This window comes from Pseudomonas sp. AC239 (assembly GCF_979258545.1).
In genome coordinates this window covers 1,608,118-1,621,913 of the sequence record NZ_OZ409864.1, presented here as the reverse complement: position 1 = coordinate 1,621,913, position 13,796 = coordinate 1,608,118, and the positions used below count along the sequence as shown (strand labels likewise).

At 60.5% G+C, this 13,796-nt stretch carries 12 protein-coding genes; 10 read left to right on the top strand and 2 right to left on the bottom strand.

Features of this window, described 5'->3' with window-relative positions:
- Positions 1 to 54 precede the first annotated feature (54 nt).
- From ACZ0AZ_RS07520 to ACZ0AZ_RS07500, 5 genes are all read left to right on the top strand, one after another.
- On the top strand, positions 55 to 1,029 hold the full coding sequence (locus ACZ0AZ_RS07520; protein WP_039757456.1) for a sulfonate ABC transporter substrate-binding protein: 975 nt from the start codon (positions 55 to 57) through the stop codon (positions 1,027 to 1,029).
- Between the two features lie 25 nt (positions 1,030 to 1,054).
- Positions 1,055 to 2,203 carry an FMNH2-dependent alkanesulfonate monooxygenase gene (gene ssuD, locus ACZ0AZ_RS07515; protein ID WP_016772653.1) on the top strand — a complete coding sequence of 383 codons (1,149 nt, stop codon included), beginning with the start codon at positions 1,055 to 1,057 and terminating at the stop codon, positions 2,201 to 2,203.
- Between the two features lie 9 nt (positions 2,204 to 2,212).
- Positions 2,213 to 2,995, top strand: a complete 783-nt coding sequence (gene ssuC, locus ACZ0AZ_RS07510; protein WP_027610511.1) for an aliphatic sulfonate ABC transporter permease SsuC — start codon at positions 2,213 to 2,215, stop codon at positions 2,993 to 2,995.
- The gene (gene ssuB / locus ACZ0AZ_RS07505) at positions 2,992 to 3,798 is read left to right on the top strand and encodes an aliphatic sulfonates ABC transporter ATP-binding protein (protein ID WP_463537148.1); all 807 of its coding nucleotides are present in this window, start codon (positions 2,992 to 2,994) and stop codon (positions 3,796 to 3,798) included. The genes ssuC and ssuB overlap by 4 nt, the downstream gene beginning before the upstream one ends.
- A gap of 104 nt (positions 3,799 to 3,902) precedes the next feature.
- Positions 3,903 to 4,118, top strand: a complete 216-nt coding sequence (locus tag ACZ0AZ_RS07500) for a TOBE domain-containing protein (RefSeq protein ID WP_003229256.1) — start codon at positions 3,903 to 3,905, stop codon at positions 4,116 to 4,118.
- Positions 4,119 to 4,279: 161 nt separating this feature from the next.
- Here the strand turns inward: ACZ0AZ_RS07500 and ACZ0AZ_RS07495 are convergent, their stop codons facing one another.
- Positions 4,280 to 4,912 (bottom strand): TetR/AcrR family transcriptional regulator, encoded by a 633-nt coding sequence (locus tag ACZ0AZ_RS07495; protein WP_129997872.1) that lies wholly within the window; start codon positions 4,910 to 4,912, stop codon positions 4,280 to 4,282.
- Between the two features lie 225 nt (positions 4,913 to 5,137).
- A complete protein-coding gene (locus ACZ0AZ_RS07490) occupies positions 5,138 to 6,514 on the bottom strand; it encodes a glutamine synthetase family protein (protein WP_039757469.1) in 1,377 nt (458 codons plus the stop codon).
- Positions 6,515 to 7,242: 728 nt separating this feature from the next.
- Between ACZ0AZ_RS07490 and ACZ0AZ_RS07485 the strand changes: the two genes are divergently transcribed.
- The 5 genes from ACZ0AZ_RS07485 (at position 7,243) to ACZ0AZ_RS07465 (ending at position 13,796) form a co-directional block, all read left to right on the top strand.
- A complete protein-coding gene (locus ACZ0AZ_RS07485; RefSeq protein WP_016772658.1) occupies positions 7,243 to 8,601 on the top strand; it encodes a glutamine synthetase family protein in 1,359 nt (452 codons plus the stop codon).
- 56 nt (positions 8,602 to 8,657) lie between these two features.
- The gene (locus ACZ0AZ_RS07480; RefSeq protein ID WP_016772659.1) at positions 8,658 to 10,022 is read left to right on the top strand and encodes an aspartate aminotransferase family protein; all 1,365 of its coding nucleotides are present in this window, start codon (positions 8,658 to 8,660) and stop codon (positions 10,020 to 10,022) included.
- Positions 10,023 to 10,193: 171 nt separating this feature from the next.
- Positions 10,194 to 11,306 (top strand): polyamine ABC transporter substrate-binding protein, encoded by a 1,113-nt coding sequence (locus tag ACZ0AZ_RS07475; protein ID WP_016772660.1) that lies wholly within the window; start codon positions 10,194 to 10,196, stop codon positions 11,304 to 11,306.
- Positions 11,307 to 11,492: 186 nt separating this feature from the next.
- Positions 11,493 to 12,590, top strand: coding sequence for a polyamine ABC transporter substrate-binding protein (locus ACZ0AZ_RS07470; RefSeq protein ID WP_038860901.1), 1,098 nt, complete (start codon positions 11,493 to 11,495; stop codon positions 12,588 to 12,590).
- 63 nt (positions 12,591 to 12,653) lie between these two features.
- Positions 12,654 to 13,796, top strand: a complete 1,143-nt coding sequence (locus tag ACZ0AZ_RS07465; RefSeq protein ID WP_016772662.1) for an ABC transporter ATP-binding protein — start codon at positions 12,654 to 12,656, stop codon at positions 13,794 to 13,796.

Genomic DNA, 13,796 nt, shown 5'->3' with positions numbered 1-13,796 from the left:
CCGCCAACGGGCAAGCAGGTGCAGCCAAAACCCAACAGCAAAAAGGAGAGCGCTATGCGCACCGTATTTTTGCGTCGTGGTCTGGTCGCTCTGTTTGCTGCGGCTGTCACCTTCGGCGCCATCACTCAAGCTCAAGCCGAGACATTGCGGATCGGTTATCAGAAGTACGGCACGCTGGTGCTGCTCAAAGCCAAAGGCACGCTGGAAAAACGTCTGGCGGCGCAAGGTGTCGATGTGCAATGGACCGAGTTTCCCGGCGGCCCGCAACTGCTTGAAGGTCTCAATGTCGGCTCGATCGATTTCGGCGTGACCGGCGAAACCCCGCCGGTTTTCGCCCAGGCCGCTGGCGCGGATCTGCTCTACGTTGCCTACGAACCGCCAGCGCCGAACAGTGAAGCGATCCTCGTGGCGAAGGACTCGCCGATCAAATCGGTGGCCGACCTCAAGGGCAAGAAAGTTGCTCTGAATAAAGGCTCCAACGTGCACTACCTTTTGGTGCGTGCACTGGAAGACGCCGGCCTCAAGTACAGCGACATACAGACGGTATTCCTGCCGCCAGCAGATGCACGGGCCGCGTTCGAGCGTGGCAGTGTCGACGCCTGGGTCATCTGGGATCCGTACCAGGCCGCTGCCGAGAAACAACTGCAAGCGCACACCCTGCGTGACGGCAAAGGCATCGTCGACAACCACCAGTTCTATCTCGCGACCAAACCTTACGCGCAGAAAAATCCCGAGGTGATCAAGACCCTCGTCGAAGAAGTGCGCGCGGTGGGTGAATGGTCGAAAGCCAATCCCGAAGACGTGACCCAACAGGTCGCGCCGCTGCTGGGCCTGCCGGCGGACATCACCCTGACCTCGGTGAAACGCCAGGGTTACGGCGCGCTGTTCCTGACCCCGGAAGTGGTCGCCGCGCAACAGAAAATCGCCGACACGTTCTTCCAGCTCAAGCTTATTCCCAAGCCGTTGAGCATCAAGGATGTGATCTGGACCCCGCCGGCCGCTGTGGCCCAAAGCTCCCCAGCCCAGTAATTCGAATCCATAAGGAGACCACTCCATGAGCCTCAATATTTTCTGGTTCCTGCCTACTCACGGCGACGGCCATTACCTTGGCACCGCCGAAGGCGCCCGCGCGGTTGATCACGGTTATCTGCAACAGGTCGCCCAAGCGGCGGATCGTCTGGGGTTTGGCGGTGTGCTGATTCCCACCGGGCGTTCCTGCGAGGACTCATGGCTGGTCGCGGCCTCGCTGATTCCGGTCACCCAGCGTCTGAAATTCCTCGTCGCCCTGCGCCCCGGGATCATTTCCCCGACGGTCGCGGCGCGCCAGGCAGCCACGCTGGATCGTTTGTCGGGCGGCCGTGCGCTGTTCAATCTGGTCACCGGTGGCGACCCGGAAGAACTGGCCGGCGACGGGCTGTTCCTCAACCATGAAGAACGCTATCAAGCCTCGGTGGAATTCACCCGCATCTGGCGCCGTGTGCTGGAAGGCGAAACCGTCGATTACGACGGCGAGCACATCAGCGTGAAGGGCGCCAAGCTGCTCTATCCGCCGATCCAGCAACCGCGTCCGCCGCTGTATTTCGGTGGTTCTTCGGAAGCGGCGCAGGATCTGGCTGCCGAGCAAGTGGAAATGGTCCTGACCTGGGGCGAGCCGCCGGCCGCGGTGGCCGAGAAGATCGCACAAGTCCGGGCCAAAGCCGCCAAACTCGGCCGTACCGTGCGCTTCGGCATTCGTCTGCATGTGATCGTCCGTGAAACCAACGCCGAAGCCTGGCAGGCGGCGGACCGGCTGATCTCGCACCTGGACGACGACACCATCCAGCGTGCCCAGGCGTCGCTGGCGCGTTTTGACTCGGTCGGCCAGCAACGCATGGCCGCGCTGCACGGCGGCAGCCGCGACAACCTTGAAGTCAGCCCGAACCTCTGGGCCGGAGTGGGTCTGGTGCGCGGCGGTGCCGGTACCGCGCTGGTCGGCGATGGCCCGACCGTGGCAGCGCGGGTCAAGGAATATGCGGATCTGGGCATCGACACCTTCATCTTCTCCGGTTATCCACACCTCGAAGAATCGTATCGGGTGGCCGAGCTGCTGTTCCCGCACCTCGACGTCGAACGCCCGGAACTGCCGAAGAGCGCCGGTTATGTGAGCCCGTTCGGCGAGATGGTCGCGAACGACATCCTGCCCAAAGCCGCATCGCAGAGCTGAGGCGCGGCCATGAACAAATTTATCCACAGCCTCGCGCCTTGGGCGTTGCCGGTGTTGCTGCTGGCGGTGTGGCAGCTGTCGGTGTCGGCGGGCTGGTTGTCGACACGGATTCTGCCGGCACCGGTGGCGGTGATCGAGGCCGGCGTCAGTCTGGTACGCAGCGGCGAGATCTGGACGCACCTGGCGATCAGCGGCTGGCGCGCGGCACTCGGGTTTACCATCGGCGGCAGCATTGGCCTGGTGCTGGGTTTCATCACCGGCCTGTCAAAATGGGGCGAGCGCCTGCTCGACAGCTCGGTACAGATGATCCGCAACGTGCCGCATCTGGCGCTGATTCCGCTGGTGATCCTGTGGTTCGGCATTGACGAGTCGGCAAAGATTTTTCTTGTGGCGCTGGGCACGTTGTTCCCGATTTACCTGAACACGTATCACGGCATCCGCAACGTTGACCCGGCGTTGGTGGAGATGGCGCGCAGTTATGGCTTGAGCGGTTTCAGCCTGTTCTGGCAGGTGATTCTGCCGGGTGCGCTGCCGTCGATTCTGGTCGGCGTGCGCTTCGCCCTGGGCTTCATGTGGCTGACGCTGATCGTCGCTGAAACCATCTCGGCCAGCTCCGGCATCGGCTATCTGGCGATGAACGCTCGAGAGTTTTTGCAGACTGACGTGGTGGTGCTGGCGATTTTGCTTTATGCGGTGCTGGGCAAACTCGCCGACCTCGCCGCCCGTGGACTTGAGCGCGTGTGGTTGCGCTGGCATCCGGCCTATCAGGTTGCCAAAGGAGGTGCGGCATGACCGCTCAACAACCTCCACGCCTGTTGCGCGGGATTCCGCTGGCGGTGCGCAACCTGCAGAAAACCTTCGGCACGCGCCAAGTGCTGCGCGACATCGATCTGCACATTCCGGCGGGGCAGTTTGTCGCCGTGGTGGGGCGCAGCGGTTGTGGCAAGAGCACGTTCTTGCGCTTGCTCGCCGGCCTCGATCAACCCACTGGCGGCGACCTCCTCGCCGGCTCCGCAGCGCTCAGCCAGGCGCGCGACGATACGCGGCTGATGTTCCAGGAAGCGCGGCTGCTGCCGTGGAAAAGGATCATCGACAACGTCGGTCTCGGCCTCAAGGGCTACTGGCGCCAGCAAGCGCTGGATGCACTGGAAGCCGTGGGTCTGGCTGATCGCGCCAATGAATGGCCGGCGGCATTGTCCGGTGGCCAGAAGCAGCGCGTCGCGCTGGCCCGGGCGCTGATCCATCAACCGCGTCTGCTGCTGCTCGATGAGCCGCTCGGCGCGCTGGATGCGCTGACCCGAATCGAGATGCAGCAACTGATCGAACGGCTCTGGCAGCAACACGGTTTTACCGTGCTGCTGGTGACCCACGACGTCAGCGAAGCGGTGGCGATTGCCGATCGGGTGATCCTGATCGAGGACGGCGAAGTCGGCCTCGACCTGCACGTTGAACTGCCGCGCCCGCGGGTCCGTGGCTCGCATCGCCTCGCCGCACTGGAAACCGAAGTGCTCAACCGTGTTCTGTCCCTGCCCGGTGAACCGCCGGCGCCGGAACCCGTTTCACCCCTGCCTACGCAATTGCGTTGGGCGCAATGACGCAGCTGCAAGCTACAAGCTACAAGCTGCAAGTAGAAGCACTGCTTTTACTTGCCGCTTGTAGCTTGCCCCTTGCAGCTTATTTCGACCTCAGGAGAAATATCATGACTATCAAAGCCATCAACGTGCGCAACCAGTTCAAAGGCTCGATCAAGGAAATCGTTCTCGGTGACGTGCTGTCGGAAATCGACGTGCAGACCGCTTCGGGCATCGTTACTTCGGTGATCACTACCCGCTCGGTCAAGGAGTTGGAGTTGGTCGTGGGTAGCGAAGTGATCGCCTTTGTGAAATCCACCGAGGTGTCGATCGCCAAGTTGTAAGCCGGTGAACAAAAAACAACCCCGGAGGGTGTGTGCCCTGCGGGGTTTCTTGTGCCTGTCGCGGATTCGGCGGCGCGGCTTTCGCGAGCAGGCTCGCTCCCACAGGGGAACGCATTTCAAATGTGGGAGCGAGCCTGCTCGCGAAAGGGCCGGTGCATGCGCTAGAGATTTCTTTTGGGTAAATATGGCGGAAGGTACAACCCGATATAGGCATCAAACACCCGCATCCCTTCCTCGGCCATGCGCGAGGTGATCTGTCCGTGTTGCTGCACCGAACGTGCATACACCCGGTCGCCGAGTTCCATCGCCAGGGCAAACACATCGACATCGTCCGGCAGCCTCGGCAACTCGAAATGCTGGTCGAACAGCTTGTGCATCAGGTCGCCCAGTTCGAGGTCGTGCTGGCGGTCAGCCTGGGTCACTTCGGTCAGGCCGTGTTGCGCCAGGATCAATTGCCGTGCGGCCGCATCCTGGTCGTAAATCTCGAGCATGCGCTGTTCGACCAGTCGCGACAGATCACGCCAGTCGCGCAACGCATCGTGATCGATCGGCGCTTGCAGGCAGGCCCGGAAGGCTGCGTGGACATCGGCGGTCAGCGCTTCGAGCAGCGCCGGGACGCTGGCGAAGAAGTGATACACGGAGGAGGGCGGAATCTGCGCGCGCTCGGCGACGCTGTAGATCGACAGACTGGCCACGCCCTCGGCCGCCAGCAGCGTGCGTGCGGCATCGAGTATCGAATCGATCCGCGCCTGACTGCGGGCGCGGGGTTTGCGGACGGTGGCGGGACGCGTCATGGAAGTCTCCTGCGGGGCAGCGGGCATTGTACGAGGCGGTTCCTGTGTTGTCTTGTCGGCTGCTTTCGCGAGCAGGCTCGCTCCCACATGGATCTCCAGCGAATCCAGATCTTCACCCCGCACGACATCCCTGTGGGAGCGAGCCTGCTCGCGAACCGCCGCAGGCGGCCATAAAAAACGCCGTGGGCGCGAAGCCAACGGCGTTCCTTTGGACGCTATAGCCGCTTAAACGGTATGCAGATACCAGTTGTACTCAAGGTCGGAGATGGAGTGTTCGAACTCCTCCAGCTCGCTTTCCTTGCAAGCGACGAAGATATCGATGTACTTCGGATCGATGTACTTGGCCATCACCTCGCTGTCGTCCAGCTCGCGCAGGGCATCGCGCAAGTTGTTCGGCAGGCTCTGTTCGTTCTGTTCGTAGCTGTTGCCTTCGACAGGCGCGCCCGGTTCGATCTGGTTGACCAGGCCATGGTGCACGCCGGCCAGTACCGAAGCCATCAGCAGGTACGGGTTGGCGTCGGCGCCGGCCACACGGTGCTCGATACGTACGGCATCGGCAGAGCCGGTCGGTACGCGGATCGCCACGGTGCGGTTGTCCAGGCCCCAGCACGGCGAGTTCGGTACGTAGAACTGCGCGCCGAAGCGACGGTAGGAGTTGACGTTCGGGCAGAGGAAAGCCATCTGCGCCGGCAGGGTCTCGAGCACACCGCCGATCGCGTGACGCAGCGCGGCGTTCTGCTCGGGATCCTCGCTGGCAAAAATGTTTTTGCCGGCTTTGTCCAGAATCGAAATGTGTACGTGCAGACCATTGCCCGCCTGGCCCGGATACGGCTTGGCCATGAAGGTGGTGTCCATTTCATGGTCGTAGGCGATGTTCTTGATCAGACGCTTGAGCAGGACGGCGTAGTCGCAGGCCTTGATCGGGTCGGCGACGTGGTGCAGGTTCACTTCGAACTGCGCCGGGGCACTTTCCTTGACGATCGCATCGGCCGGGATGCCTTGCTCTTTGGCGCCTTCCAGAATGTCCTGGAGGCAATCGACGTATTCGTCGAGGTCATCGATCAGGTAGACCTGGGTCGAGTGCGGGCGTTTGCCGGAGATCGGCGAGCGTGGCGGCTGCGGACGGCCGTTCACGTTTTCCTGGTCGATCAGGTAGAACTCGAGTTCGAAGGCGGCGCAGATGGTCAGGCCGAGCTCGTCGAACTTGGTCACCACTTGGCGCAGCACTTCACGGGGATCGGCGAAGAACGGATCGCCTTCGAGTTCGTGCATGGTCATCAACAGCTGCGCGGTCGGGCGCTTCTGCCATGGCTCGTTGCACAGGGTATCGGGGATCGGATAGCAGATACGATCGGCGTCGCCGATGTCCAGGCCCAGACCGGTGCTTTCCACCGTGGAGCCGTTGATATCCAGGGCAAATAGAGAGGCCGGCAGGTTGATGCCTTTCTCGTAAACCTTGTGGAGGCTGGTGCGTTCAATGCGCTTGCCGCGCACCACACCATTCATATCCGCAATCAGAAGGTCAACGTACAGAACCTCAGGATGTTCCTTAAGGAACGCGTTCGCTTCGTTAAGCTGAACGGCACGCGGGGGTACCGACATGATGCAACACCTTTGTTGTTAAAAATATCAATCATTGATCTTTTCTGGTTTCAGTCAACCCGAACGGCCTGCCGAAGTCAAGCGAGGCCTTTTTTGCCCCGAAAAAGCGCTTGAGGGGCATTTATGGGGCACTTTGGGGCGTTTTTTCCAACCTTGAACGTTGCTCAGCTGCGGGCTTGAGCAGGCCGTGTTGTATTTTTTACGGGGGTGTTGTGTAAAAAAATGAACAAGGCTAAGCTCCGGTCAAACCCATAACAGCAATAATACCGGGGTGCTTCATGTCTCGCCTGCCGTTAATCGGCATCACCGACTGCTCGCAACAGTCCGGTCTGCATGCTCATCACATCAGTGGCGATCCATCCGTCCGTAGCGCAGCCAGCAAGGCGCGCAGCCTGTCGACGAGACTCTCGTCAGCATCCGGAAAAACGGCAGCGTCCGATATTCTGGACGTCGGACACAGCTTCCGCTTTATGGCGTCTCCTTCCACTATAGAACTCTTTCCCTCCCAAAGCCCGTGCCGCACTCAGCGTCGTGCCTGTGATTCTGCACGTTTGCAAAGTGCACGGGAAATGCAACGCCAGCGTCAAGGGCAGGTAAGCTCCTCTTTCATTGTCTATGCGCGGTGCCAGGCGTAAGCCGGCACTGCGCGAGCAAGCCCCCTTTAACGCGACGCCGCAAGCGTCAAAATTGCCTGACATTGCGTCAGGAGACTCAGCCCAGAGGCATTTATGAGTAACAACCTCGACCAGCTCACCGATTGGTTGAAAGACCGCAAGATCACAGAAGTCGAATGCATGATCGGCGATTTGACCGGGATCACCCGGGGCAAGATTTCGCCGACCAACAAGTTCATCGCCGAGAAAGGCATGCGTCTGCCGGAGAGCGTGCTGCTGCAGACCGTGACCGGCGACTACGTCGAAGACGACATCTATTACGAACTGCTCGACCCGGCCGACATCGACATGATCTGCCGTCCCGACCAGAACGCCGTGTACCTGGTGCCGTGGGCCATCGAGCCGACCGCGCAGGTGATCCACGACACCTACGACAAGCAAGGCAACCCGATCGAGCTGTCGCCGCGCAACGTCCTCAAGAAAGTCTTGAAGCTGTATGCCGACAAGGGCTGGCAGCCGATCGTCGCGCCGGAAATGGAGTTCTACCTGACCAAGCGCAGCGACGACCCCGACTATCCGTTGCAGCCGCCGATCGGCCGCTCGGGCCGTCCGGAAATCGGTCGACAGTCGTTCTCCATTGAAGCGGCGAACGAATTCGACCCGCTGTTCGAAGACGTCTACGACTGGTGCGAATTGCAGGAGCTGGACCTCGATACGCTGATCCACGAAGACGGCACGGCGCAGATGGAAATCAACTTCCGTCACGGTGACGCGCTGTCGCTGGCCGATCAGATTCTGGTGTTCAAGCGCACCATGCGCGAAGCCGCGCTCAAACACGATGTAGCGGCGACGTTCATGGCCAAGCCGATGACCGGCGAGCCGGGCAGCGCCATGCACCTGCACCAGAGCATCATCGACATTCAGACCGGCAAGAACGTCTTCTCCAATGAAGACGGGACGATGAGCCAACTGTTCCTGCACCACATCGGTGGTTTGCAGAAGCTGATCCCCGAGCTGTTGCCGCTGTTCGCGCCGAACGTCAACTCGTTTCGCCGCTTCCTCCCGGACACTTCGGCACCGGTGAACGTCGAGTGGGGCGAGGAGAACCGCACCGTTGGCTTGCGCGTGCCGGATGCCGGCCCGCAGAACCGTCGCGTGGAAAATCGCCTGCCGGGCGCCGACGCCAACCCATACCTGGCGATTGCCGCGAGCCTGCTCTGCGGTTACATCGGCATGGTCGAGGGCCTGAACCCGAGCGCGCCTGTGGTCGGCCGTGGATACGAGCGCCGCAACCTGCGCCTGCCGCTGACCATTGAGGACGCGCTGGAGCGCATGGAAAACAGCGCGACCATCGAGAAGTACCTCGGCAAGACCTTCATCACCGGCTACGTCGCGGTCAAGCGGGCCGAGCATGAAAACTTCAAGCGCGTGATCAGTTCCTGGGAGCGTGAGTACCTGCTCTTCGCCGTCTGATGCGCCGGGCGCGGCGGCCAGCCGTCGCGCCTTCACCGATAACAAGGAGAATTGGCATGACCAGCAACAACCCGCAAACCCGTGAGTGGCAAGCGCTGAGCAGCGATCACCACCTGGCCCCGTTCAGCGACTTCAAGCAACTGAAAGAGAAGGGCCCGCGGATCATCACCAACGCCAAGGGCGTTTATCTGTGGGACAGCGAAGGCAACAAGATCCTCGACGGCATGGCCGGCCTCTGGTGCGTGGCGATCGGTTACGGTCGCGATGAGCTGGCCGATGCCGCCGCCAAACAGATGCGCGAACTGCCTTACTACAACCTGTTCTTCCAGACCGCACACCCGCCGGCGCTGGAACTGGCCAAGGCGATTGCTGACGTGGCGCCGGAAGGCATGAACCACGTGTTCTTCACCGGTTCCGGCTCCGAAGGCAACGACACCATGCTGCGCATGGTCCGTCACTACTGGGCGATCAAGGGCCAGCCGAACAAGAAAGTCATCATCAGCCGCAAGAACGGTTATCACGGTTCTACCGTGGCCGGCGCGAGCCTCGGCGGCATGACTTATATGCACGAGCAGGGCGACCTGCCGATTCCGGGCATTGTCCACATCGCGCAGCCGTACTGGTTCGCCGAAGGCGGTGACATGTCACCGGAAGAGTTCGGCATCTGGGCGGCCAATCAGCTCGAAGAAAAGATTCTCGAAGTCGGCGTCGACAACGTCGGTGCCTTTATTGCCGAGCCGATCCAGGGTGCCGGCGGCGTGATCATTCCGCCTGATACCTACTGGCCGCGCATCAAGGAAATCCTCGCCAAGTACGACATCCTCTTTGTTGCCGACGAAGTGATCTGCGGCTTCGGCCGTACCGGTGAGTGGTTCGGTAGCGATTTCTACGACCTCAAGCCGCACATGATGACCATCGCCAAAGGCCTGACTTCCGGCTACATCCCGATGGGCGGGTTGATCGTGCGTGACTCGGTGGTGGCCGTGCTCAATGAAGGCGGCGATTTCAACCACGGCTTCACTTACTCCGGCCACCCGGTGGCCGCAGCGGTGGGCCTGGAAAACATCCGCATCCTGCGCGACGAAAAAATTATCGAGAACGCCCACAACGAAACGGCACCGTATTTGCAGAAACGTCTGCGCGAGCTGAACGATCACCCGTTGGTGGGTGAAGTTCGCGGCGTCGGTCTGCTGGGGGCGATCGAGCTGGTGCAGGACAAGGCCACGCGCAAGCGTTACGAGGGCAAGGGCGTGGGCATGATCTGCCGGCAGTTCTGCTTCGACAATGGCCTGATCATGCGCGCGGTAGGCGACACCATGATCATCGCGCCGCCGCTGGTGATCAGCAAAGCCGAGATCGATGAGTTGGTTACAAAGGCACGCAAGTGTCTGGACCTGACCCTCGGTGCGCTGCAGGCCTAGGTGCTAGGCTTTGGGCGGGGGAGCTGCGGCGCACTCGCTCAAAGCTGTCAGAAAGGCTGGTCTTTTGTTGAAAGACCGCCTCGGATCTTGCCAGACTAGCCGCGGTTCCAGTTGTCCGGGTTCGGCCGCTGAACAAAGTGGTTCAAAAAAGAAAAATTTGGAGCATGACGCATGAAGGCATTAGGTAAAAAGCTAGCTGGCAAGACTCTGCTCGCGCTGTCCATGGCGGGCATGATGGCGGGTGCGGTGCACGCGGACGACAAGGTACTGCACGTCTACAACTGGTCCGACTACATCGCGCCGGACACCGTGGCCAACTTCGAAAAAGCCACCGGGATCAAAGTCGTCTACGACGTCTTCGACAGTAACGAAACCCTGGAAGCCAAGCTGCTGGCCGGCAAGTCCGGTTACGACATCGTGGTGCCTTCCAACAATTTCCTCGCCAAGCAGATCAAGGCCGGCGTTTACCAGGAGCTGGACAAGTCCAAGCTGCCTAACTGGAAAAACCTCGACGAAGACCTGCTCAAGGCCGTTGGCGATGCCAGCGACCAAGGCAACAAACACGCCTTCCCGTACATGTGGGGCTCGATCGGCATCGGCTACAACCCGGCCAAGGTCAAGGCTGCGCTGGGTATCGACAAGATCGATTCGTGGGACGTGGTGTTCAAGCCTGAAAACATCGAGAAACTCAAAAGCTGCGGTGTGAGCTTCCTCGATGCTCCGACCGAAATGATTCCGGCGGCATTGCACTATCTGGGCAAGCCGACCAACAGCAAGGACAAGGCTGACCTGAAAGCCGCCGAAGACCTGTTCCTGAAGATCCGTCCTTCGGTCGCCTACTTCCACTCCTCCAAGTACATCTCCGACCTGGCCAACGGCAACATCTGCGTCGCCGTCGGTTACTCGGGTGACCTGGAGCAATCCAAGACCCGCGCTCAGGAAGCCGGTGACAAGGTCAAACTGGCCTACACCATTCCGAAAGAAGGCGCCGGTACTTTCTATGACATGGTCGCCATTCCCAAGGATGCCGAAAACGTCGAAGCCGCCTACAAGTTCATGAACTACCTGATGGAGCCGCAAGTGATGGCCGGCATCACCAACGCCGTGCGTTTCCCGAACGGCAACAAGGCGGCGACGCCTATGGTGGACAAGGACATCACCAGCGACCCGAGCATCTACCCGTCGGCTGAAGTGAAGAAACAGCTCTATGCGATCAGCGATCTGGACGCCGCCACACTGCGTCTGATCACCCGTAGCTGGACCAAGATCAAATCGGGCAAATAAGCCGGTTTGTTGCCACAACCACTGGCCGTCGTCGCTGCGACGGCGGCCAGCGGATAATTAAATGACAGAAAGTTTTGCTGGATCGGTTTTTCGAGGGTAAGTTGCGCGCCGGTTTTGTTGTCGGGCAGCCATGGCTGTCATGCAGCGCGGGGCAACTTGGGCCCAATCCATTTAGAGGACCTCCACTTGCCTGTATTTTCTTCTTTGCGCAAAGCCCTGCTGGCCGCTGCCGGCCTGACAATCGCTGTCGGAGCCCAGGCCGCCGGTACGGTGCATATTTATAACTGGTCCGATTACATCGGCGAATCGACCCTGGCCGACTTTGAGAAAGAGACCGGGATCAAACCGGTCTACGACGTTTTCGACTCCAACGAAACCCTGGAAGGCAAGCTGCTCGCCGGGCGTACCGGTTACGATGTGGTCGTGCCGTCGAACCACTTCCTCGGCAAGCAGATCAAGGCGGGCGCGTTCCAGAAGCTCGACAAGGCGCAGCTGCCGAATTATTCCAACCTCGACCCGGTGCTGCTCAAGCGCCTGGAGCAGAACGATCCCGGCAACCTCTACGCCGTCCCGTATCTGTGGGGCACCAACGGCATCGGCTACAACGTCGACAAGGTCAAAGCCGTGCTCGGTATCGACAAGATCGATTCCTGGGCCGTGCTGTTCGAGCCGGAAAACATCAAGAAGCTGCACAGCTGCGGTGTCGCGTTCCTCGATTCGGCTGATGAAATGATGCCGACCATGCTCAATTACCTGGGCCTGAACGCCAACAGCACCAACACCAAGGACTACGAAAAGGCCACCGCCAAGTTGCTCGCGGTGCGTCCATACGTGACCTATTTCCATTCCTCGAAGTACATCGGCGATCTGGCCAACGGCGACATCTGCGTGGCCATCGGTTTCTCCGGCGATATCTTCCAGGCGAAGAACCGTGCCGAGGAAGCCAAGAAGGGCGTCAACATCGCCTATTCGATTCCGAAAGAGGGCGGCGCGCTGTGGTTCGACATGCTGGCGATCCCCAAGGATTCGTCCAACGTCAAAGAGGCCCACGCCTTCATCAACTATTTGCTGAAACCTGAGGTGATCGCCCAGGTCAGTGATTACGTCGGTTACGCCAACCCCAACCCGGGTTCGGACAAGCTGATGGAACAATCCATTCGCACCGATGAAGCGGTTTACCCACCGCAAGCAGTCCTCGACAAGACCTACGTGTCGACCGAGTTGCCAGCCAATATTCAGCGTTTGATGACCCGCAGCTGGACCAAGGTCAAGTCGGGCAAATAACGCACAAACTATCCAGGGTTCGTCTTGCGGGGCGAACTGCTGCTTCTGTTGGGAGTTTCGTAAATGGCAGTTGCCTCCGGCGCCTACAAGAAAGCCCTCGAGGGCGACCAGACACCAAAACAGGTGCTGGTCAAAATCGACCGGGTCACGAAGAAGTTCGACGAGACGATTGCCGTGGACGACGTGTCCCTGGAAATCAAGAAGGGCGAGATCTTTGCCCTGCTCGGCGGTTCGGGATCGGGCAAATCCACCTTGCTACGGATGCTTGCAGGCTTCGAACGGCCCACGGAAGGGCGGATTTTCCTCGACGGCGTCGACATCACCGACATGCCGCCGTACGACCGTCCGATCAACATGATGTTTCAGTCCTACGCCTTGTTCCCGCACATGACCGTGGCGCAGAACATCGCCTTCGGCCTGCAACAGGACAAGATTCCCAAGGCCGAGATCGACGCCCGCGTGGCCGAGATGCTCAAGCTGGTGCAGATGAGCCAGTACGCCAAGCGCAAGCCGCATCAACTGTCCGGCGGCCAGCGTCAGCGCGTGGCCCTGGCCCGTTCGCTGGCCAAGCGCCCGAAGCTGCTGCTGCTCGACGAACCGATGGGCGCACTGGACAAGAAACTGCGTTCGCAGATGCAGCTGGAACTGGTGGAAATCATCGAGCGCGTCGGCGTGACCTGCGTGATGGTGACTCACGATCAGGAAGAGGCCATGACCATGGCCGAGCGCATCGCGATCATGCACCTGGGCTGGATCGCCCAGATCGGCAGTCCGATCGACATCTACGAAACCCCGACCAGCCGTCTGGTCTGCGAATTCATCGGCAACGTCAACATCTTCGAAGGTGAAGTGATCGACGACGCCGAAGGCCACGCGACCATCACGTGCAAGGACCTCGACCGGCAGATCTACGTCGGCCACGGCATCAGCACCTCGGTCCAGGACAAGTCGGTCACCTACGCGATTCGCCCGGAAAAACTGCTGGTCACCGCCGACATGCCGACCTGCGAGTACAACTGGTCGAGCGGCAAGGTCCACGACATCGCTTATCTGGGCGGGCACTCGGTGTTCTACGTCGAATTGCCGAGCGGCAAACTGGTGCAGTCGTTCGTCGCCAACGCCGAACGTCGCGGCGCGCGTCCGACCTGGGGCGATCAGGTCTACGTTTGGTGGGAAGACGATAGCGGCGTGGTACTTCGCTCATGA